This is a genomic window from Roseixanthobacter psychrophilus, assembly GCF_043195195.1.
Classification (GTDB): domain Bacteria; phylum Pseudomonadota; class Alphaproteobacteria; order Rhizobiales; family Xanthobacteraceae; genus NCEH01.
The window spans coordinates 61174-82761 of the sequence record NZ_JBAFWT010000015.1 but is presented as its reverse complement, the minus strand read 5'-3'; the positions used below and the strand labels follow the sequence as shown (position 1 = coordinate 82761).

Annotated in this window: 20 protein-coding genes and 1 pseudogene; 16 read left to right on the top strand and 5 right to left on the bottom strand. The window is 67.4% G+C overall.

Translation table 11 applies throughout. From position 1 onward, the window contains the following. Positions 1-128: 128 nt before the first annotated feature. From leuS to holA, 3 genes are read left to right on the top strand one after another with little or no spacing between them, the layout of a single operon-like run. Positions 129-2759, top strand: a complete 2631-nt coding sequence (leuS, locus tag V5F77_RS14945) for a leucine--tRNA ligase (protein WP_429006150.1) — start codon at positions 129-131, stop codon at positions 2757-2759. Continuing rightward, positions 2746-3390 (top strand): hypothetical protein, encoded by a 645-nt coding sequence (locus tag V5F77_RS14940; protein ID WP_429006149.1) that lies wholly within the window; start codon positions 2746-2748, stop codon positions 3388-3390. Before leuS ends, V5F77_RS14940 begins: the two co-directional genes overlap by 14 nt. Positions 3391-3393: 3 nt before the next feature. Then, entirely contained in the window at positions 3394-4419 is a 1026-nt protein-coding gene (gene holA, locus V5F77_RS14935) for a DNA polymerase III subunit delta (RefSeq protein WP_429006148.1), read from the top strand. Between the two features lie 72 nt (positions 4420-4491). Here holA and V5F77_RS14930 read toward each other — a convergent pair whose 3' ends face one another. Continuing rightward, on the bottom strand, positions 4492-5691 hold the full coding sequence (locus V5F77_RS14930) for an alpha/beta hydrolase family protein (protein ID WP_429006147.1): 1200 nt from the start codon (positions 5689-5691) through the stop codon (positions 4492-4494). 169 nt (positions 5692-5860) lie between these two features. Between V5F77_RS14930 and V5F77_RS14925 the strand changes: the two genes are divergently transcribed. The 4 genes from V5F77_RS14925 (at position 5861) to eda (ending at position 8663) form a co-directional block, all read left to right on the top strand. Further along, complete coding sequence (locus V5F77_RS14925; protein ID WP_429006146.1) at positions 5861-7030, top strand: MFS transporter; 1170 nt, start codon at positions 5861-5863, stop codon at positions 7028-7030. A gap of 160 nt (positions 7031-7190) precedes the next feature. Then, complete coding sequence (locus tag V5F77_RS14920) at positions 7191-7355, top strand: Flp family type IVb pilin (protein WP_394086127.1); 165 nt, start codon at positions 7191-7193, stop codon at positions 7353-7355. Positions 7356-7360: 5 nt separating this feature from the next. Then, on the top strand, positions 7361-7852 hold the full coding sequence (locus tag V5F77_RS14915; protein ID WP_429006145.1) for a prepilin peptidase: 492 nt from the start codon (positions 7361-7363) through the stop codon (positions 7850-7852). 163 nt (positions 7853-8015) lie between these two features. After that, positions 8016-8663, top strand: coding sequence for a bifunctional 4-hydroxy-2-oxoglutarate aldolase/2-dehydro-3-deoxy-phosphogluconate aldolase (gene eda, locus V5F77_RS14910; protein ID WP_429006144.1), 648 nt, complete (start codon positions 8016-8018; stop codon positions 8661-8663). Between the two features lie 40 nt (positions 8664-8703). On the opposite strand, the gene V5F77_RS14905 is transcribed toward eda, so the two are convergent. Continuing rightward, a complete protein-coding gene (locus V5F77_RS14905) occupies positions 8704-9627 on the bottom strand; it encodes a sugar kinase (RefSeq protein ID WP_429006143.1) in 924 nt (307 codons plus the stop codon). Positions 9628-9817: 190 nt separating this feature from the next. On the opposite strand from V5F77_RS14905, the gene V5F77_RS14900 reads away from it, so the two are divergent. Continuing rightward, complete coding sequence (locus V5F77_RS14900) at positions 9818-10228, top strand: hypothetical protein (RefSeq protein WP_429006142.1); 411 nt, start codon at positions 9818-9820, stop codon at positions 10226-10228. A gap of 12 nt (positions 10229-10240) precedes the next feature. Next, entirely contained in the window at positions 10241-11056 is an 816-nt protein-coding gene (locus V5F77_RS14895) for a MinD/ParA family ATP-binding protein (RefSeq protein WP_429006141.1), read from the top strand. Here the strand turns inward: V5F77_RS14895 and V5F77_RS14890 are convergent. Continuing rightward, positions 11018-12823 carry a serine/threonine-protein kinase gene (locus tag V5F77_RS14890; RefSeq protein WP_429006140.1) on the bottom strand — a complete coding sequence of 602 codons (1806 nt, stop codon included), beginning with the start codon at positions 12821-12823 and terminating at the stop codon, positions 11018-11020. The two genes, V5F77_RS14895 and V5F77_RS14890, sit on opposite strands and share 39 nt — an antisense overlap. Positions 12824-12938: 115 nt before the next feature. Beyond that, positions 12939-13508 (bottom strand): type VI secretion system lipoprotein TssJ, encoded by a 570-nt coding sequence (tssJ, locus tag V5F77_RS14885; RefSeq protein ID WP_429006139.1) that lies wholly within the window; start codon positions 13506-13508, stop codon positions 12939-12941. 303 nt (positions 13509-13811) lie between these two features. Here tssJ and V5F77_RS14880 point away from each other — a divergent pair, with 303 nt between their 5' ends. Then, entirely contained in the window at positions 13812-14510 is a 699-nt protein-coding gene (locus V5F77_RS14880) for an orotate phosphoribosyltransferase (RefSeq protein WP_429006138.1), read from the top strand. 10 nt (positions 14511-14520) lie between these two features. After that, the gene (locus tag V5F77_RS14875) at positions 14521-15585 is read left to right on the top strand and encodes a quinone-dependent dihydroorotate dehydrogenase (protein WP_429006137.1); all 1065 of its coding nucleotides are present in this window, start codon (positions 14521-14523) and stop codon (positions 15583-15585) included. 89 nt (positions 15586-15674) lie between these two features. Here V5F77_RS14875 and V5F77_RS14870 read toward each other — a convergent pair. Further along, positions 15675-16283, bottom strand: a pseudogene (locus tag V5F77_RS14870) (GntR family transcriptional regulator); the annotation flags it as partial. 618 nt (positions 16284-16901) lie between these two features. Here V5F77_RS14870 and fabA point away from each other — a divergent pair. The 5 genes from fabA (at position 16902) to V5F77_RS14845 (ending at position 21568) form a co-directional block, all read left to right on the top strand. Beyond that, on the top strand, positions 16902-17432 hold the full coding sequence (gene fabA / locus V5F77_RS14865; protein WP_429006136.1) for a 3-hydroxyacyl-[acyl-carrier-protein] dehydratase FabA: 531 nt from the start codon (positions 16902-16904) through the stop codon (positions 17430-17432). 54 nt (positions 17433-17486) lie between these two features. Next, a complete protein-coding gene (gene fabB, locus V5F77_RS14860; protein WP_429006135.1) occupies positions 17487-18704 on the top strand; it encodes a beta-ketoacyl-ACP synthase I in 1218 nt (405 codons plus the stop codon). A 132-nt stretch (positions 18705-18836) separates the two neighbouring features. Next, complete coding sequence (fabI, locus tag V5F77_RS14855; RefSeq protein WP_429006134.1) at positions 18837-19688, top strand: enoyl-ACP reductase FabI; 852 nt, start codon at positions 18837-18839, stop codon at positions 19686-19688. A gap of 20 nt (positions 19689-19708) precedes the next feature. Beyond that, entirely contained in the window at positions 19709-20662 is a 954-nt protein-coding gene (locus tag V5F77_RS14850) for a homocysteine S-methyltransferase family protein (protein WP_429006133.1), read from the top strand. 126 nt (positions 20663-20788) lie between these two features. Further along, complete coding sequence (locus tag V5F77_RS14845) at positions 20789-21568, top strand: bestrophin-like domain (RefSeq protein ID WP_429006132.1); 780 nt, start codon at positions 20789-20791, stop codon at positions 21566-21568. Positions 21569-21588 lie beyond the last annotated feature (20 nt).

Sequence of the window (21588 nt, the reverse complement as noted above, 5' to 3'; positions counted from 1 at the left end):
CCATGGGATGGCCCGCCGCCGTGCTATGCAGCTCCCTCGTGTCCCGCACCGCTCTGCCGCAGCCGCGAAGGTTGACCCGTAGCGCGGTTTCTGTCCTAGTCCCGCCGCCCTTGGACCATAGATATTCGATGACCACAGACCGATACAACGCGCGCGACGCCGAACCCCGTTGGCAGAAGATTTGGAAGGACCGCGACATCTTCCGCACGCGGAACGACGATCCGCGTCCCAAATTCTTCGTGATGGAGATGTTCCCCTATCCGTCGGGCCGCATCCATATCGGCCATGGGCGCAATTATGTGATGGGTGACGTGCTTGCGCGCACCAAGCGCATGCAGGGCTTCAACGTGCTCCATCCCATGGGGTGGGATGCCTTCGGCCTGCCGGCGGAGAATGCCGCCATCGAACGCGGCATTCATCCCAAGACCTGGACCTACGAGAACATCGCCTCCATGAAGGAGCAGCTCCAGCTGCTCGGCCTGTCGCTCGATTGGAATCGCGAGATCGCCACCTGCGATCCCTCCTATTATGTCGAGCAGCAGCGCATCTTCCTCGACCTGCTGGACAAGGGCCTTGCCTATCGCAAGGAGAGCGAGGTCAATTGGGACCCGATCGACAATACCGTGCTCGCCAACGAGCAGGTGATCGACGGGCGCGGCTGGCGCTCCGGCGCGGTGGTGGAACGGCGCAAGCTCTCCCAATGGTTCTTCCGCATCACCGATTTCGCCCAGGATTTGCTGGACGCCCTCGACACACTCGACCGCTGGCCGGATCGGGTGCGCCTCATGCAGCGCAACTGGATCGGCCGCTCGGAAGGGTTGGAGGTGCTGTTCGAGCTGTCGAAGGCCCATCATCGGGAGAAGATCCCGGCCGGGACGGCGGCGGTGAAGGTCTATACCACCCGCCCCGACACGCTGTTCGGCGCTTCCTTCCTGGCCCTATCGCCGGACCATCCCCTCGCCCAGGCGCTGGCGGCGAATGACGAGACGCTCGCTGCCTTCATCGTCGCCTGCAAGAAGGGCGGCACCACCGCCGAGGCGATCGAGACCCAGGAGAAGATGGGCTACGACACCGGCCTTCAGGTGGTTCATCCCCTGGATGCCTCCCGCACCGTGCCGGTCTATGTGGCCAATTTCGTGCTGATGGATTACGGCACCGGCGCCATTTTCGGCTGCCCGGCGCACGACCAGCGCGATCTCGATTTCGCCCGCAAATACGGCCTCACGGTCACGCCGGTGGTGCTGCCGCCGGACGCCGATCCCGCAACCTTCGCGGTGCAGGATCTCGCCTATGACGGCGAGGGCACGCTGTTCAATTCCCAATTCCTCGACGGCATGGGCGTGGACGCGGCGAAAGAGGCGGTCGCCCGGCAATTGGAGCGGTTCCGCATCGGCGATGAGCCGCAGGGCAAAAGGCAGGTGAATTTCCGCCTGCGCGACTGGGGCATCTCGCGCCAGCGCTATTGGGGTTGCCCGATCCCTATCATCCATTGCGAGACCTGCGGACCCGTCGGCGTGCCGCGCGAGCAGTTGCCCGTGACGCTGCCGGACGATGTCGCCTTCGACATGCCGGGCAATCCACTGGACCGCGCCAAGGCGTGGCGTAACGTCCCGTGCCCCAAGTGCGGCGCGCCGGCCAAGCGCGAGACCGACACCATGGACACCTTCGTGGATTCGTCCTGGTATTATCTGCGCTATGCCAGCGACGACGTGGCAAAGCCGCTCGACAAGGATGCCGTGCGCCACTGGCTGCCGGTGGACCAATATATCGGCGGCATCGAGCACGCGATCCTGCACCTGCTCTATTCGCGCTTCTTCACCCGGGCGCTGAACGCGTGCGGCCGCGTGGACATCAAGGAGCCGTTCGCCGGCCTGTTCACCCAGGGCATGATCGTCCACGAGACCTATAAGGACAAAGCCGGCCGCTGGCTGTTCCCGGAGGAGGTGAAGCTCCTCGGCACCGGCAAGACGGTGAAGATCGACACCGGCGAGGACGTGGTGGTCGGCCCGCCGGAGAAGATGTCCAAGTCCAAGCGCAACGTGGTGGCGCCCGAAGTGGTGGCCGACACCTATGGCGTGGACTGCGCCCGCTGGTTCATGCTGGCGGATACCCCACCCGAGCGCGACAGCGAATGGACGCAATCCGGCATCGAGGGCGCATGGCGCTTCGTTCAGCGCGTGTGGCGTCTGGTGCATGAGGGCATCGCCCTCGGCGCCCCGGCCGATGCGCCGTTGCCGCAGAGCTTCGGTGCGGAAGCGACCGCGCTGCGCCGCGCCTCCCACGCCCTGGTCGCGACCGTGGCCGAAGACGTGGAACGCCTGCGCTTCAATGTGGCGGTCGCCCACGTGCACGAATTCGCCAACGCCTTCGGGCAGGCCATTGCCGCCGTCCGTGCCGGGGAGGTGGCGCCCGATCTGGCCTTCGCTTTGCGCGAGGCGGCGGAAATGCTGGTGCGCACCATCGCCCCCATGACGCCGCATCTGGCCGAGGAATGCTGGGCCGCGCTCGGCCACGCGGGGCTGGTGGCTGAGGCCGCATGGCCGCAGGTGGACCCGGCACTGCTGGTGCAGGATACCATCACGCTGCCGATCCAGATCAACGGCCGCAAGCGCGACGATATCGTCGTTCCGCGCGAGGCCACCCCCGCCGAGGTCGAAGCCGCCGTGCTCGCCCTTGAAACCGTGCAGCGCGCCCTCGACGGGCGGCCGCCGAAGCGTATCATCGTGGTTCCACAGAGGATCGTGAATGTTGTCGCCTGATCGCGCCGCTCTATTCGCCCGCCTCGGCCTCGTGTGCGCCCTCTCCGGGGCGCTCGCCGGCTGTTTCCAGCCCATGTATGCGGCGAACTCGACCGCCGGCGGTCCTGCCCTGCAGGAGCGGCTTCAGGATATCGAGATCGTCAAGATCAACGGACGGATCGGCAACGATCTGCGCAACGACCTGATCTACAATCTCACCGGCGGGGCGGGAAATCCCGCCAATGCGCCGTACAAGATGTTCATCACGGTGCGATCCTCCAGTTCGTTCGCCATCGTCGACACCCAGTCGGGCCTGCCGGAAGCGAAGACCTTCCGCGTGGAAGGCGAGTGGAAGCTGGTACGCGCGGGTGAGGAGACCAAGCCTCCGCTCGTCAGCGGCAAGGCCGCCGCCGCCGTTTCCACGGACGTGAGCGAGCAGCGCTTCGCCAATTACAGCGCCGCCCGCGACGCGGAGAACCGCGCCTCCCAGGTGGTCGCGGACCAGATCAAGGTGCAGCTCGCCGCCTTCTTCATCAAGAACCCGACGGGCACGCCGGCCCCCGGTGGTCCCTCGACCGGGACCCCCCCGGTTGCCCCGGCCGCCGCGGCAGCTCCTGCGACTCCGGCCGCCACTCCCACACCGGCGCGCTGACCCATGGTCGCGGTGCGCGCGGGTGAGGCCGAGGCCGCTCTCGCCCGCCGCGATCCCAAGCGCCCGGTGGTGCTGATCTACGGGCCGGACATCGGGCTGGTGCGTGAGCGCGCGGCTGCCCTGGTGCGCCGCGCCGTCCCCGATACCGCCGATCCCTTCGCCGTGGTGCGCCTGGATGGGGACGAGCTTTCCGGCGATCCGCGCCGGCTCATGGATGAGACACGCACCATCGGCCTGTTCGGCGGCCAGCGTGTGGTCTGGGTGCGCGCCGGCAGCCGCAACATCGTTCCCGCGCTTGAACCCGTGCTTGCCGAGCCGTGCGACGCATTGGTGGTGGTCGAGGCCGGTGACCTCAAGAAGGGGGCGCCCTTGCGTTCCTTATGCGAGGGGGCGCCGAACGCCCTCGCCATCCCTTGCTATGCCGACGGCGAGCGCGACCTGATGCGGCTCGCGGACACCATGCTGGGCGAAGCCGGGCTCACCATCGACCGCGACGCGCGCGATCTGCTGGTCTCCCTGATTGGCGGCGACCGCCTCGCCTCCCGCGGCGAGATCGAGAAATTGGCGCTCTATGCCAAGGGCCAGGGGCGTGTCACGCTGGATGATGTGCGGGTGATCGTCGGGGATGTCTCCGCGCTTGCCACGGACGACGTCGTGGACGCGGCCCTCGCCGGCCAGCCGGCCGAGACGGCGACCGCGCTCGCCAAGGCCTGGGGCGCGGCGACCCGGCCCGACGCCATCCTCGGCGCGCTGCTGCGGGCGCTCATGTCGCTGCACCAGATGGCGCTGGCGGTCGAGGGAGGCAGCAGCATCGAGCGGGTGATCGAGCAGGCGCGGCCGGCGGTTCATTTCTCCCGCAAGCCCTTGGTCGACCGGGCGCTGCGGGCCTTCACGCCCGAGCGTTGCCTGAGGGCTATTCTGACCGTGGACGAAGCGGTCCTCGCCTGCCGGCGCAATGCCGCCATGGCCCAACCCCTCGCCGAACGGGTCTTGCTGAACCTCGCCGTGCGCCGAAGAGACGCCGCCTGAGACCGAGGACGGTTCTTCACCCGTGCCGTGCGGGATTCGCCCTGGTGCCGAGTGGGTCGGTTTCGACGCCCATCAGCGCGCCAGCACCGTGTCCAGCCAGTCGAACATCTCGCGATTGAACAGGGAACGGGCGGCTGATTCGCAATGGGCTCCAGCCCCGTCCTGGGCCTTGAAGACGGCCAGCCGCTTGGTGCAGGCGAGATGCTCGAACAGGCTTTGCGCCGAAGCGCCGATCTGGTCCCCTTCGGCCTTGCAGACCATGGTGGGGCAGGCGATCTCCTGCACGCGCCCTTCTAAAGTGAAGGCGGCGATCGACTGCACATAGTCCCAGGGCGTCGCCACCCCATTGACGAACAGGCCGCGCCGCAGGGCCCAGCCCCCGGTGGGGCGGCCCATCATGCGCGTCATCATGCGGCTCAGCACCCAGCGGGTGATGGGATTGCCCTTCGGCAGGCCGCGGCCGAGCCAGCCGGGCAGGCGGGCGCGCATTTCCTCCAGCAGCGCATATTGGCCGGGATCGGCCACCAAGGCCGCAAGGCGCGGTTCTCCGCTCGCCCCACGCGGCGCCAGATAACCGCCGAGGCTGAGGCCGAGAAGCGCAATCCGCTCGGGGTCCACCATCGGCTGGGCCAGCGCGAAGTCGACCACCGGGCGCAGCACATTTTCCCAATCCGGCCGTAGATTGAGGCCCTGCTTGAACAGCGCCTCGCCTTGCCCCGGCCCGTCATAGAGCAACACGTTATAGCCCCGCTCCAGCGCCGCCGCGCCGCTGTAGAAGAAGCATTCCTCCGCGGTGCCGTCATAGCCGCCGGTGACGATCAGGGTCGGCCGGGGTGTGTCATCAGCCGAGGGGCGCAGGAACAGGCCGTGGAGGCTTGTCTCCTCGAACGGAATGCGCACGCTTTGCACGGGGTGTTCCATGAGGGCGCAGGCGCGGGCGAACGCTTCGGTCTGCCGGTCATAGGCCGTGACCGCGCGCGGATCGAGGGGCGCCGCCAGCAGGAACAGCGATGCGGTGCGGAAATAATTGGAGGATCGCAGGAAGGCCTGCCGCGCGCTGGTGCCCCGTCCCGCCACCAGGCTCGCCTGGCCGGCGTCGTAGAGATGCTCGGCAAGCGCGGTCCATTGCGTATACCAACCCTCAGTGTCCCCTTCCGGGATGCCCGCGGCCACAGCGAGGCATTCGCCGATGTCGGCGCCGCCATAATACGTATGCCCCATGGCGCGCAGAAACTGCGCGTCGAAGAGATCATCCTTGAATCGCAAACCCATCACGCTATCCCCAGCCCGCGCCATGCCGTGCCGCAGGCAGTTTAGGGCCAGCCGGCATTCCCGCAAATGTGTTCACGCCCCCATGCATGGCTGATGACGCCACCCCCGGCTTGCTGCATTGCATCAATTTCGGCAATCCTGATGAGCCGCACATTCCGGAATTTCGCTCATGCCCCTGTCGCTCCTGTCGCTCGCCGTGGCCGCCTTCGGCATCGGCACCACGGAATTCGTGGTCATGGGCCTGTTGCCGGACGTCGCGCGCGACCTTGGGGTGACCATTCCACAAGCCGGACTTCTGGTGACGGGCTATGCGCTCGGCGTGGTGATCGGCGCGCCCCTGCTCGCCATCCTCACCGCCAACTGGCCGCGCAAGACCACTCTGGTGGGGCTGATGGCGGTGTTCATCGGCGGCAACATCCTGTGCGCGCTTTCACCCAGCTACGGCTTGCTGATGGGCGCGCGCATCGTCACCGCTTTCTGCCATGCCGCCTTCTTCGGCATCGGCTCGGTGGTGGCGGCGGACCTGGTGCCGCGCCACAAGCGGGCGCAGGCGATTGCTTTGATGTTCGCCGGCCTCACCATCGCCAACGTGCTGGGCGTGCCGGCGGGGACAGCGCTCGGCCAATGGCTCGGCTGGCGCTCCACCTTCTTCGCGGTGGCGCTCATCGGCGCTGCGGCGCTTGCCGCTTTGGTGGTCCTGCTGCCCCGCGGCCTGCCCATGAAGAGCGGCCGCATCCTGAGCGAATTCCGCGTGCTCGGCGATGCCCAGGTGGCGCTGGCCATGCTCATCAGCGTGCTGTGCTCGGCCAGCCTGTTCAGCGTCTTTACCTATATCTCGCCGCTGCTCGCGCAGGTGACGGGGCTCTCCGCCAACGCCATCACCGGCGCGCTGCTGCTGTTCGGCGTCGGGCTGACCGCCGGCAATATGCTGGGCGGCAGGCTCGCCGACTGGCGGCTGATGCCGTCGCTCATCGGCACCCTGGTGGTGCTGATCGGCGTGCTGCTCCTGTTCGTGCCGGCGAGCACCGCCGCCGTGCCGGCCCTGGCGGTGCTGCTGGTGTGGGGCGTGCTGGCCTTCGCCCTGGTGCCGCTGCTGCAATTGCGGGTGGTGGATACCGCGACCTCGGCGCCGAACCTGGCCTCAACCCTCAACCAGGGGGCCTTCAACCTCGGTAATGCGGCGGGCGCCTGGATCGGCGCGGTGGCGATCACCCATGGACTTGCCTACCAGAACCTCCCGTTCGTCGGCGTTTCCCTCTCCTGCGCGGCGCTGGGGCTGGGCCTCGTCTCGCTGCGGCTCGATGCCCGCGCGGCGAGCGTCGCGGCGGAGCGCTGCTGAGGGAGCGTTAACCTTCCGCACAAGCTGTGCCGGCGCAAGAGCCGCCGCGCGGGCCGCGTTTACCACCCCGCAAGGGGCGTCCCCCTAGCGTCTCGATCCAAGGACGGCACGCAACGCCGTCTGAGACAGCCGCGCCCGGAGGCGCGGACGAGGGTGCGTGATGAAGCTCTTGCTGGCCCGCTTCGTGAAGGAACAACATGGCTCGACAGCCCTGGAATACGGGCTGATCGCCGCTGGCCTGTCGATCGCCATCGTCACCGTGCTGACCCAGATCGGCCTGACCCTCGCCCGCCTCAAGGCGGGAGCCGCAGCGGCAGGCAATTGAACGGCGTGGCCGGCCTCTCCCTCGATAGCCTCACCCTTGACCACCTGCTGGTGCTCGGCCTGTTCCCGGCAGCACTCGCGGCGGTGATCGCCACTGACCTATCGTGGCGGATGATTCCCAATCTCGTCATCCTTTCCCTTGCGTGCGGCTTCGCTTTGCTTGCCGCCTCGGGGCGCGTCGACGACATGCCGCTGCGGCTGCTGCTTGCGGCAGGCGTTCTCGCAGGGGGGTTCTGGCTGTTCGTCCACGACCTGGTGGGGGCAGGGGATGCCAAGCTCGCCGCCGCGCTGGCCTTGTGGCTCGATCCCTCCCAATTGCCGGCCTTCGCCTTGGCCTGCGGCGCGCTCGGCGCACTGTTGGTGGTGGGCGTGACCTTATATGCGCGGCGCGGCTGGAGCCGCATGAAGATCGCTCAAAGCCTGCCCTATGGGGTGGCGCTGGCCGGCGCCGGGCTGGCTCTGTTCCCAAGCTCCAGCCTGATGACCGCCCTCGCCTGACCGGACGACACGGCTTCACTTGGAATTTCCGCACGGGTTTCCTAAATCGTTTCAACTCATTGATCGATTGGACCCCGCCGCGCCGGTCAGCCCTGTGCAATGGCCCCTCGACACGGGCCGGCGGGTGCGGTTCAAAGGCGGTCCGGTTGAGAGAGACACCATCATGAGCCTTCCAAGCCCCCTCCCGTTTGTCGCCCGTGCGCCCGTGATCCCGGTGGTGGTGATCCAACGCCTGGAAGATGCAGTCCCGCTCGCCCGTGCCCTGGTGGATGGCGGCCTGCCGCTGATCGAGGTGACGCTGCGCACGCCGGTGGCGCTGGAAGCCATCCGCCACATCGTGCGAGATGTGGAAGGTGCCATCGCGGGCGCCGGCACGGTCACCGACCAGGCCCAGGTGGAAGCCGCCATCGAGGCCGGCGCGGCCTATCTCGTGAGCCCCGGAACGACCCCGCATTTTGCCGAATCGCTGGCCAAGGCGCCGGTGCCGGTGCTGCCCGGCTGCGCCACCACGAGCGAAGCCATGGTGCTCTCGGGCCTCGGCTTCGAGGTGCTGAAATTCTTCCCCGCCGAGGCCGCGGGCGGCGTCGCCTTTCTGAAGTCCATCGCCGGGCCGCTGCCGCACCTGCGCTTTTGCCCCACCGGCGGCATTGGACCGAACAATGTGGCAAGCTATCTGGCGCTGCCGAACGTCGTGGCGGTTGGCGGCTCCTGGGTGGTGCCGGCGGACCTCATTCGGGCTGGTGATTTCGCCGCCATCCGCGATCTCGCCAGCGTCGCGGCCGCTCTGCCGCGCGCCGCAAAATTCGGCTGAGCCAAGCGGGCTCCACCTTTGGATGAGAGAACCTCGCAGCTCAGTGGGAGGCGGCGCCTTCGTGCACGCTGCGCGGGATGATGGCGCCGCGATGCAGAATGACCGTGCCGGCAAGGCGGTGGCCGGCGCGGGCGGCGTCCTCCGGCCCGGCGCCCTTGAGGCGGGCGGCGAGATAGGCGGCATTGAAACTGTCGCCGGCGCCCGTGGTATCCACCGGCGACACCTCCCGTTCCACCGGCACTTCGATAATGTGCCCATCGGCGTAGACCAACGCGCCGCCGGCGCCATTCTTCACCACGACTTCGCCGATGCCATAGGTGGTCATGCGCTCGATGGTGGCATAAGGCGAGGCATCGCCCCAGAGCGCTGCCTCGTCCTCGAAGGTGGGCATGGCGATGGAGGCGCGCTTCAGCGCCTCGGCGAACACCGTGCGGGCGCGCGAGACATCGCCGCCCCAGCCGCGCGGCCGGTAATTGCCGTCGAACACCCGCCACGCGCCGCGCTCGCCGGCCATTTCCAGCGCCGCCAGGAACCGGCCGAGGCCGACATTGGAATAGAGCGACAAGGTGATGCCGGAAAAATAGGTCGCCCGCGCGTCCACTAGGATCTCGGCGACGCTCTGCCAGCCCTCGAATTCGAACAATGAACGGGCCGGAGCGGTATCGCGCCAATAATGGAAGGTGCGCTCGCCCCGATCATCGGTGGTGATGAGATAGAGCCCCGGCACCCGTCCCCGCGCGATCAGCACCGCCTCGCGCTGCACCCCCTCGGAGGCCGCGAGATCCAGGATCTGGGCGGAATAGGCATCGTCGCCGAGCGCGGTGGCATAGGCGGTCTCGATGCCCGCGCGGGCGAGATAAACGGCGGTGTTGAAAGTGTCGCCGCCGAAGGCGAGCCCGAACCGGCCGTCATTGCCGCGCGCCAGCTCCACCATCACTTCGCCCACACAAACCACTTTGGCCATTGACGCTCCTCAACTCCAGTTGTGCGCAGCTTTGGCGAAAGGTGTCAGCCGGCGCAAGGTCGAACCGTTTTAGGCGCGCCGCGCCGCCTGCCCTGAGCAAAACGCCATTGTCATTTTTCGATGCTACATCCTGTCATTCCCATGCGTCGCGGCGGGCATCATGCGGGGCGGGAGCGGCGGTGGAGCGGAGATGACGCAACACATCAGCGAAGCCGAGGCGCTCGACCAATTGAAATCGCTGTGCGAGGCGATTGCCGGCGGACGCTACGAGGAGGTGGACGGCCTACTCGCCATGACCGGCGACCAGGCCCTGCCCGAGACCGTGCGTCGGCTCGCCGAGGCGTTCGGCATGATGATCGTGCGGGTGGAAGCGCGCGAACTGCATCTGGAGGAGACGCTTGCGGCCTTGACGGCGGCGCAGGCGCTTCTGGAACAGCACAACCGCTCGCTGGCCGCCAGCAACGAGGCGCTGAGCGCCGAAGTGCACCGGCTGCGCATCGACATTTCCTCGCGCGACCGCGCGGTGGCCGAAATCGCCGATACCGACCAGTTCCGCGCCGTCCAGGCCATGGCCAAGCGGCTGCGCGATCGCTCCCTTTAGAGACCGAGAGACATGACCCAGATCCTCGCGCTGCATTCCTATCGCGGCGGCACCGGCAAAACCAATATCGCGGGCAACCTTGCGGCCGAACTGGTGCGCGCCGGCCGCCGCGTGGCTCTGGTGGACGCGGATATCCAATCCCCCGGCATCCATGTGCTGTTCGAAGTGGACGTGGACGAGGTCAATACCCTCAACGATTTCCTGTGGGGCCGCTGCACCATCGACAAGGTGGCGGTGGACGTGACCCACATGGTGGCCCGCGCCGTACCGCAGGAGGAGCGCGCCGGCCTCGGCCATCTCAGCCTGCTGCCCGCCAGCCTGAAGGCGGTGGATATCGCCCGCGTGGTGAAGGAAGGCTATGAGGTGGAGTTGCTGAACGAGGGGTTGATTGCCTTGTGCCGCAGCCTCGCGCTTGATTACCTGATCCTCGACACCCATCCCGGCCTCAACAACGAGACCCTGCTCTCCATCGCCATTTCCGACACCGCGCTGATCCTGCTGCGGCCGGACCATCAGGATTATCAGGGCACGGCCGTGACCATGCAGCTCGCACAGCGCCTGGAGGTGCCCCGCATCCTCATGGCGGTGAACAAGGTGCATCCCGACTTTGATGCCGCGGTCTTGGCCGAGCGAATCTCGCAGACCTATGGTGCGGAAGTCGGCGCCATGATCCTGCTGAGCGACGAAATGGTGCGGGTCGGCTCCTCCGGCTTGGTCTCGCTGCTCTATCCCGAGATTGATTTCTCCCAAGGCGTGCGCCAGCTCGCGGCGGCGTTGGAGCGGGAGGCTTCAGTCTTCCCGGCGGCGGCCGCCGAGGCCGGGCAATAAGGCGCGCGCCAGCGCGCGGGCATCGGCGGGGCGATCTTCGCGGGCGAAGGCGAGCGCGGCTTCAAGGGCCGCCCATGACGCCTCGGGTATGCCGGGGATTGGATCGGGCACCAGACCGAGCTGCGCCGCCTCCCCAGCCGGCCGGCGGCCATAGGGATGCGCGCCTGAATAGATCAGATAGATCAGGCAACCGAGCGAGAAGACGTCGTCGCGCGGATCGCGGGGCGCGCCGGCGATCATCTCCGGGCTGGAGAAGGCGGGCGTATAGGCGGCGAGCCCCTCGGGATTGAAGCCGCCGCCTCGCAACGCCACCGCGACGCCGAAATCCAGCACCTTGGCCACGCCCTCGCGGGTGAGGAACGCGTTGCCGGGCTTGAGGTCGCCATGGACGATGCCGCGCGCATGGGCGTGGGACATGGCCGCCAGCACGCCCGACGTCACATGTCCGGCCAATTCTCCGTCCAGCGGGAGGCCGGGTGCGCGGTGCAAGGCCATGTCGAGCGTCTCGCCCTGGAGCAGCTCCATCACGAAGAAGGCGTGCGGACCGTCGCGGTCGAAATCGTAGATCGGGCAGATATTGGGGTGGGCGAGCGATTGCACCTTGTGCGCTTCCGCCTCCAGCGTCGCCAACGCGTCAGGGTGCAGGCGGAACTGAGCGGAGAGCACCTTGAGGGCCACATAGGGATCGGGATCGCCCGCCTCCAGGCGGCGGCGGTCGACGGCGCGGAACACCTCGCCCATGCCGCCGTGACCCAATTCATCGTCGAGCACGAACCGGTCCTTCAACATGAAGCCGATGCCGAGCTTGGGGGCGTGGGTCGGCAGATGCTTGGCCTCTGGCCGTCCACCGGCGGTGACGCGATCCGCCTGCCGGCGCACCCGCATGCTGCGGAAGCCGGACAGCCAGCCGTCGAGATGGCGCTCGTTGAGCCCTGGGCCGTGGGGCTCCGGCGCCTTGTGGCGCAACCCGCGCAGGCCCGAGAGCAGGGCGTCGGTGATGCTCTGTTCCACACGCGCCCGGGGTTGCGTGTCGCCGCCCTCTTCCGGAGCTGCGGCAAGCGGAACCCGGCCGCCCGGCCGGGTGGGCAGGGACGGCAAGGGCAAAGGCACCGGCGGGGCGGGGCGCGGGGGCATGGGACGCGGAGAGAGGGGACGCTGCGTCGCGCTCTTTTCGGGCACGTCCTCGCGCGACACGATGTTCGGTTGGAAATCCCGCGCGGACGGGAAGGGGCGCGGCGCCTCGGGCGCTCGGCTACGGCTGCCCAGCACCGGACGGGGATCGAGGTCGCCCTCCCGGTCCGCCTGCGGCAACGGGCGCGCGATGCGCCGAGGGCCCGCCAACGGACGCAAGGTCCGGTCGTCATGCCGGGGTGGCAGCGGCGCGCGCCGCGCGGCAGCGGGATCTTGGGCGTGCGGCGGATCAAAGTCCGGAGGGTCGAAATTCCGCCGGTCCGGCTCTCGCAGGGCGTGTTCGCCCGGCACCGCCAGCCGGTCGGGCAGGGCAGGGCGCACCGGCGGCAGGCCGGGGCGCGGGTCCATGGCGGTGCGGCGCTGCCCGCTTACAGCCGCGCCCGCGAGCACGCGTTCCTGCAGCAGGGCCGCGAGCCGCTCCGGCAGGCGTCCGGCGGCGGCGAAGCGGGCCAGTTCGGCGGCAATCTGCGCGGGCGGAACGCCTGAGCTGGCAAGGCGCTCGCCGAGCTGCAGGACGCCGATCTCCCCGGCCAGGAACAGCTCGATGGCCTCGGCTGCAGGGGAATATCCGGCCATGTCCCGACCCTGGTTCTGATCCCGCTGCCGCGCGCATAATAGCGCCGCGCAGACGACGGCAATTTCCCGGCAAAGCTACCGCCGCGGCGTAACAGGGCTGCGACAGGGCGCGAGCTCAGAACCAGTTGTGATAATAGACTTTCACCAAGGGGATCGCGACCGAAAGGGCAGTGATGTTCACCGTCGCGGCGTTGAGGGCGTTCTCCTGGATCGGCGCGATGGCGCGCCAATCGGCGAAATCGATGTTGCGGAAGCCCACCACGACGCCGAGAAACGCGGTCTCCAGCGGCACATCGTCCTTGTAGCCCTCGACCTTGCCCGGAGCCATCAGGAACTCCCGCTTGCCCAGCATGTCCTGCCCCAGCGTCGCCGCGTCGGCGGTGAACAGGGACTGGAAATCCGCCTGCTGGAACGCCGTGTCCGACCGCAAGGTGTAGAGCCGGATCACCACCGGCGTCGCGATTCCGTTCGGCGCCGGGTTGATCGAGAGATCGGCGGTGATCTTGGCGCTCACCTGGGTTGATTTCGGCGGCTTCAGCGCACTGCAACCGGCAAGCGTGAACAGGCTTCCGAGCACCAGCGCGCGGCGCCGGGTGCGAAAGGCGGCCTGGGGCTGGGACAAGGCCTGAGGCTGGGAGGAGGTATGGCGGCCCATCTGGTCCTGTTGCTGATGGCGGGTGCGCACCCGCCCGTCCCGTCTGCGGCGGCTGGCATGAACCCGCGCGCGAGGCGCCTGAACATCCCGCCGGGCCGACGGTCTCCAGTCGAGGAGCCGTTAAATCACGCGTGTCATTACAGAAGTACGACGATGAGGCCGGCGGCCGCCTTGCCGGCACGGGGTCCAGCAGGACGCCGTCGAGCGGCACCGGGCGGCCATCCCAGCCCTGCATGGTGCGCGCATCTTCGGCACCGACGGCCGGGTGCCCATGGACGCCGGCTCTGATATATGCGTTTTCCGCACACGAACGAACGAGGGGCGCCGCCGATCATGGCCAATGTCACAGCTTTCCCGGATAAGGCCACCATCGCCGAGCTTTCGGCGCGCATGTTCCTCGAAGTGGAGGCGGTGCGCTTCTCGTCCGGCGAGCCCTTCATCTTCACCTCGGGCTGGGCGAGCCCGGTCTATATCGACTGCCGCCGGCTGATCTCGTTCCCCCGCGTGCGGCAGGCGCTGGTGGATTTCGCGGTCTCCACCATCTATCGCGAGATCGGCTTCGAGAAATTCGACAGCGTCGCCGGCGGCGAGACGGCGGGCATCCCGTTCGCGGCCTGGATTTCCGATCGCATGATGCTGCCCATGCAATATATCCGCAAGAAGCCCAAGGGCTTCGGCCGCAACGCGCAGATCGAGGGCCATCTTTCGCCGGGTGAGCGGGTGCTGCTGGTGGAGGATCTCACCACCGACGGCCGCAGCAAGGTCAATTTCGTCAACGCCCTGCGCACCGCCGGGGCGGAATGCGAGCATTGCTTCGTGTTCTTCTATTACGACATCTTCGCCGAGGCGGCTGGGGTGTTCAGCGAATCCGGCCTGTCGCTGCATCGCCTGCTCACCTGGTGGGATATCTTGGCCGAGGTGAAGCGGCAAAACCTGTTCCCCGCAGCGCAGGTGGCCGAGATCGAATCCTTCCTCCACGATCCGCATGCCTGGTCGAAAGCCCATGGCGGCGCCTCGCAGATGGCCGAATAGTCGCCGCGCGATGGATCTCTACCCCCTCCTGCGTCCCGCGCTAGGCCGCATCTCCCCCGAGACCGCCCACGCCCTCGCGATCCGCGCCTTGCGCGCGGGTCTTGGGCCGACCGTGCGGGCGCCGGCCGATCCCGTGCTCGCGACCCGCGTGTGGAACCTGGATTTTCCCAATCCGATCGGCCTCGCCGCCGGGTTCGACAAGCATGCAGAAGTGCTCGACCCGCTGCTGCGCATGGGGTTCGGCTTCGTTGAGGCCGGCTCGGTGACACCGCGCCCGCAACCGGGCAACCCCAAGCCGCGCCTGTTCCGCCTCGACGAGGATGACGGCGTCATCAACCGTTTCGGCTTTAATTCGGAAGGGCTTGCACCCTTCATCTACCGGCTCGGCAAGCGGCTCGGGAATGGCGGCATCGTCGGGGCCAATGTGGGGAAGAACAAGGATACCGAGGACGCGAGCGAGGATTATGCCGCTGGCATTTCCGCCACCTGCCGCCTCGCCGATTACCTCGTCTGCAATCTCTCCTCTCCCAACACGCCGGGCCTGCGCGACCTGCAGGCGCGCGCCGAAATGAGCCGGCTGATCGGCCACGCGCTCGCGGCCCGCAACGAAAGCATTCCCGATCCCGTCGGCCGGCCTCCGTTGCTGGTGAAGATCGCGCCCGATCTCGATGATGCGGCGCTCGCCGACATCGTGGAAGTGGTGCTGGAAACCGGCGCCGACGGCATCATTCTCGGCAACACCACGCTGTCGCGCCCCGCGAGCCTGCGCAGCGCGCACAGGGGCGAGACCGGCGGCCTCTCGGGCAAGCCCTTGATGGCGCTCTCCACCGAGCGGCTGGCGGCGCTGGCGCGCCTCACCAAGGGCCGCATTCCGCTGATCGGTTGCGGCGGCATCGCGTCTGGTGCCGACGCCTATGCCAAGATCAGGGCCGGCGCGAGCCTGGTGCAGCTTTATTCGGCGCTGGTGTTCAAGGGGCCGGGCTTGGTGGTGCGGGTGCGCGACGAACTCGCCGCCCATTTGCGCGCCGACGGCTTTTCCTCTGTGGCCGAGGCCGTGGGCGCTGATTTGCGCTGACGCTTCGGCTTCTCGGGCTCGGTCCCGCGGGGTGGGGCCAGGCAGGACAGGGATTCGTGCACCATGTCGGCTTTGTGGCGCAGGTGCTCGCGCAAGATGGCGGCGAGAGCTGGACCGTCGCGGGCGATCAGCGCCTCCATCATCCGCTCATGGTCCTCCACCGCCTCCAACCAGCGGGCGGGCGACTTGCGCGCCACGAAGCGGATGGCGTGGATGCGAACCATCATGGAATTGTAGAGCTGGGTCAGCGGCGCATTGCCCGCGATCTCGAACAGGGCCTCGTGGAACGCGCGGTTCAGATTGAGATAGGGTGCCGATTGGCCGGCGCGGTAGTGATCGACCATCGCCTCGTGCATGGCCTGCAATTCAGCCACTTGGGCGTGGGTGATTCGCGCGCAGGCCATCTCCCCCGCCAGAGCTTCGAGCGCCCCCATGATGGGAAACAAGGCGTCGATCTCGGTGTCGGAGAGCCGGGACACCATGGCGCCGCGATTGGGCGTCAGCGTCAGCAGTCCCTCGGCCGCCAATACCTTCAGAGCTTCCCGCAACGGCGTACGCGAGACGCCGAAGCGAGCACACAGCGCCTGCTCGCTGATCTTGTCGCCGGGCTGGAGTTCGCCGCCGAGGATCAGGTCCCGCACCAGGGGCACCAATTCACCGTGGAGACTGCGGCGGACGATCACTGCGCTTTCGGACATGGCGGTCTCATTTCTACGGAAAGAGATTTGCCGCCGACGGGCCGCGATGCAAGCCCCGCGCGCATGTCTGGCGCGCTTTCCCGCTTCCGCGTCCGCTTTCCCGCAGATCCGCCCGCCAAACAGGCAGGCTTGGATGCAAAAGCGACCAGATCGGGCGCGCAAAGGGGCGTGGGGTCTGGGAGACCGCAGGCGGTTGCGACCCATGAGTCGCCCCGTGCCGCGCCTTGAGCCTTCAGCCCGGCGGCCGGCGCTTCGCCTCTGTCCGGGCTCCAGCAGGCGGGCTCTGGCCTATCGCATCGCACCCCTGAGCCGGCCCCGTGGCGGTACGTCGCCCCTTGGGGAAAGCCCATCCACCTGGCGGCGCGCGGCACAGCCGCAGTTTTGAGGGAAATTGCCGCATCTGCAGCATTTTTCCCGGGCGGCCGAAGCCGAGGCCAGACGGTCCCGGGACAAACCGGCCGAGGGTTGCCGTGACGCTTTCATGACTTTGAGTGCGCTCCCGCCTATGATAGGGAGTGCCCGCGCTCGCGACGCGCGCAACCTTGGGCCTGGCTTTTCCGGGCCTTTAGGCCCAACGAAACTCACCCCTCCGTGGGCAGAATGGCGATACCCGTTAGAATGGCCGAGCGGCAGACCAGCTTCGAGTATGAAGACCTCCTCGCATGCGGACGCGGCGAACTGTTCGGTCCCGGCAACGCCCAGTTGCCGCTGCCCCCGATGCTGATGTTCGACCGCATTTCGGAGATTTCCGAGACCGGTGGGGAATTCGGCAAAGGCTTCATGCGCGCCGAACTGGCCGTGCGGCCGGACCTGTGGTTCTTCGACTGCCACTTCAAGGGCGATCCGGTCATGCCCGGCTGCCTCGGGCTGGACGCCATGTGGCAATTGGTAGGCTTCTATCTCGGCTGGCTCGGCTCCACGGGACGCGGACGCGCGCTCGGCCTCGGGGAGCTGAAATTCTCCGGCCAGGTACTGCCCACCATCTCCAAGGTGGTCTATGGCATCGAGTTCAAGCGCGTCATGCGCTCCAAGCTGGTGCTCGGCATCGCCGACGGCTGGCTGGAGGCCGACGGCACGGTGATTTATCGCGCCAAGGACCTGAAGGTCGGCTTGTTCCAGGCGGACGCCCCGGCGCCGGTGGGCGGCTGACACCGCTCCGCCACGATTGCCGGCCAGGGTGCCGGTCCGATTTAGGGAGGTGACATGCGTCGCGTCGTCGTGACCGGAATGGGCATTGTATCGTCCATCGGTAATTCCACTCAGGAAGTCCTGGCCAGTCTGCACGAGGCCCGCAGCGGGGTTTCGTTCGCCGAGGATTATGCCAAGCTTGGCTTCCGTTCCCAGGTTCAGGGCGCGCCGACGCTGAAGGCGGAAGAGGTCGTCGACCGGCGCGCCATGCGTTTCCATGGCGGCGGTACCGCGTGGAATCACGTGGCCATGGATCAGGCGATCCGCGACGCGGGCCTTGAACAGTCCGAGATTTCCAGCGAGCGTACCGGCCTGATCATGGGCTCGGGCGGCTCCTCCACCAAGACCATCGTGGAAGCCGCGGACATCGCCCGCACCAAGGGTCCCAAGCGCGTCGGCCCGTTCGCGGTGCCCAAGGCCATGTCCTCCACCGCCTCGGCGACCCTCTCCACCTGGTTCAAGATCAAGGGCCTGAGCTATTCCATCTCGGCCGCCTGCGCGACCACCAACATCTGCATCGGCAATGCCTATGAGCTGATCCAGTTCGGCAAGCAGGACATGATCTTCGCCGGCGGCTGCGAGGATCTCGACTGGACGCTCTCGGTGCTGTTCGACGGCATGGGCGCCATGTCCTCCAATTTCAACGACCGCCCGGCGGTCGCCTCGCGCGCCTATGACAAGGACCGCGACGGCTTCGTCATTTCCGGCGGCGCCGGGGTGCTGGTGCTGGAAGAGCTGGAGCACGCCAAGGCGCGCGGCGCCCGCATCTATGCGGAAATCGTCGGCTATGGCGCCACTTCCGATGGCTCCGACATGGTCGCCCCCTCCGGCGAGGGCGCCGCGCGCGCCATGAAGCTGGCGCTCGCCTCCATCAAGGCGCCGATCGATTATATCAACCCGCACGCCACCTCGACGCCGATCGGCGACCTGAAGGAAATCGAGGCGATCCGCGCCATGTTCGGCGACAAATCCCCGCCGATCTCGGCCACCAAGTCGCTCACCGGCCATTCCCAAGGCGCGACCGGCGTGCATGAGGCGGTCTATTCGATCCTGATGATGCAGAACGGCTTCATCACCAAGAGCGCGCATATCGACGAAATCGACCCGGCGTTCGCCGACATGCCGATCGTGCGCGAGCGCATCGACAATGCCAAGCTTGGCCATGTGCTCTCCAACGGCTTCGGCTTTGGCGGGGCAAATGCCAGCCTGGTGTTGAAGCATCCCGATGCCTGACCCTTCGGCCTAACGTCAGGTTCTGAAATGCCAGGTGATCGCATTCAGGCCCGTCCGCGCGACTTGGCGATGGTTTCGCACTGCAAGGTCTGATAATCGGCCTTCAAACGTTCATACCTGAGGTAGCCGGCAATGCAGGACCTGATGAAAGGCAAGCGCGGCCTCGTGATGGGAGTGGCCAATGACCATTCCATCGCCTGGGGCATCGCCAAGGCCTTGGCCGGTCAGGGCGCTCAACTCGCCTTCACCCATCAGGGCGAGGCCATGGCCAAGCGGGTGCGCCCCTTGGCCGAGAGCCTCGGCTCCTCCATCATCGCGCCGTGCGACGTGGAGGATCTCGCCAGCGTCGATGCATTGTTTGCCCGGCTACGGGATGAATGGGGCACGTTGGATTTCGTGGTGCATGCGGTGGCCTTTTCCGACAAGTCGGAATTGAAGGGCCGCTATGCCGACAGCAGCCGGGAGAATTTCTCCCGCACCATGATCATCTCCTGCTTCTCGTTCACCGAGATCGCCAAGCGGGCGGCGGATCTGATGCCCAATGGCGGCGCGCTGCTGACCCTGACCTTCGGCGGCTCCAGCCGCGTGATGCCCAATTACAATGTCATGGGCGTCGCCAAGGCGGCGCTTGAGGCCAGCGTGCGCTATCTCGCCGCCGATTTCGGCCCGGCCGGCATCCGCGTGAACGCGCTGTCCGCCGGCCCGGTGCGCACGCTCGCGGGTGCGGGCATCGCCGATGCGCGGCTGATGTTCAATTATCAGAAGCGTCACGCCCCGCTGCGCCGCACGGTGAGCATCGAGGAAGTGGGCAATTCCTCGCTCTATCTGCTCTCGGACCTCTCCAGCGGCGTCACCGGCGAGACCCATTTCGTCGATAGCGGCTACAACATCATCTCCATGCCGCATCCCGACGTCCTGAAGGCCCAGGAAGACGCCGAGGCGAAGCTTTCCGGCGACATGACATCGGCCAACGCCGCGGAGTAGCGAGCAGGGAGGGGCGGCAAATGGCGCGGTTCGACACCCTGCTTCGCACGGCCCCCGCCATCCTCGCAGACGGCGGCCTTGAAACCCGCCTGATCTTCGAGGACCACCTCGACCTCCCCGAATTCGCCGCCTTCCTCCCCCTGTTCCGGGACGGGCAGCGTGGCGCGCTGGCCCGCATCTACGGCGAATATCTCGACATTGCCGCCCGCCATGCCCTGCCGATCCAGATCGGCACGCCGACCTGGCGCGCCCATCGCGATTGCCTCGCGCGGCTGGGTTTCTCCGCCACCGGGGACGTCGCGCGGGTGAACGGGGAGGCGGTGCGCTTCCTCCAGGGCCTGCGGGCCGAACGGGGTCTTGAGGACAGCGCGATGATCGCCGGCGTCATCGGCCCGCGCGGCGACGGTTACGACCCGACCCACGCCCCCGACATTGCCACCGCCGAGGCCTATCACGCCGAGCAGGCCTGCCTCCTCGCCGGCCTCGGCGTTGATCTGCTTTATGCCCCGAGCTTTCCCGCCGCTGCGGAATTGGAAGGCGCGGCCCGCGCCATGGCGGCGACCGGCCTGCCTTATGTACTGGCGCCGGTGATCACACCCGACGGCGCGCTGCTGGACGGCACGCCCTATGCGGACTTCATCGCCCACCTCGACGCCACCCTCGCCCCCGCTCCGCTCCATTACATGGTCGGCTGTACCCATCCCTCCCGCTTCGCCGACGCGGAGCGCGCCGCCCCCGCGCTCGGCGCGCTCGGCGGCCGGCTCGCGGGCCTGAAGGCCAATGCCTCCCCCTTGCCGCCCGAGGCGCTCAACGATCTCGACCATCTCGAGGAGAGCCAGCCCGAGGCGTTTGCCGCCGCCATGATGGAGGTGCGGCGCGACTACCGCCTGCGCATCCTCGGCGGCTGCTGCGGCACCAACGGGGGGCATCTGGAGGCCTTGGCCGGCGCGCTGCGGGCGGCCATTCCGCGCTGAATGGCCCGGCCACGCCCGTGGGTCGCGGAAACGCGATGCGAGGGCCTTGCCTGCGGGCGGCAATGACAATAAGCGCAATCATGGCTGGCGGACCGCACGTTCGCGCAGGGGTGAGTCGGGGGACTTATGAATTCCTGGACCGTCGCGATCGTCTCGTTCGCGTGCATGTTCTTCGGATCCTTGATCGCCCTGGTGGTCGCGAGGGTGCTGCCCGAGCGGCACGTCTCCAAGGAAACGCAGGATGTGGTGAAGCTCGGCGTAGGCATGATCGCGGCCATGGCCTCGCTCATCCTCGGCTTGATGACCGCCTCGGTGAAAGGCGGCTATGATTCCACCGACAAGGACCTGCACCAGTACGCGCTGCACATCATCGCGCTCGATTCCTCACTGCGCCACTACGGGCCAGACGCGGCAAAGGCGGGGGCGCTGGTGACCGACTATACCAAGACCATCATCCGCGAGACCTGGCCGGACTTGCACGGCCTGCCCAAGCCGAGCGGCACGCAGCCCTCCGCCCAGCTTCTGCTCCAGATCGATGCCGCGATCCGCGCGCTCGCTCCCACCAATGACGATCAGCGCGAATTGCGGCAGGAGGCTATCGCCCGCTTCAATTCCATCGTCATCACCCGCTGGACCGTGACGGAAGAAGGGGTGACCGCAATTCCGTTCGTGTTCATCGTCGTGCTGATCGTTTGGCTGACGCTGATCTTCGCCAGCTTCGGCCTGTTCGCCCCGGCCAATGCGGTGGTGGTTCTGGCCATGTTCCTCTGCTCGGTTTCCATCGCCGGCGCCCTGTTCCTGATCGTGGAGATGGGAGGGCCGTTCGACGGGGTGATCCAGCTCAAGCCGACGCCGCTCCTGGATGCATTGAAATACATGCCGCAGCAGGCCGCGCTGCTGCGCTAGAACGGGTAATCCATTTAGAT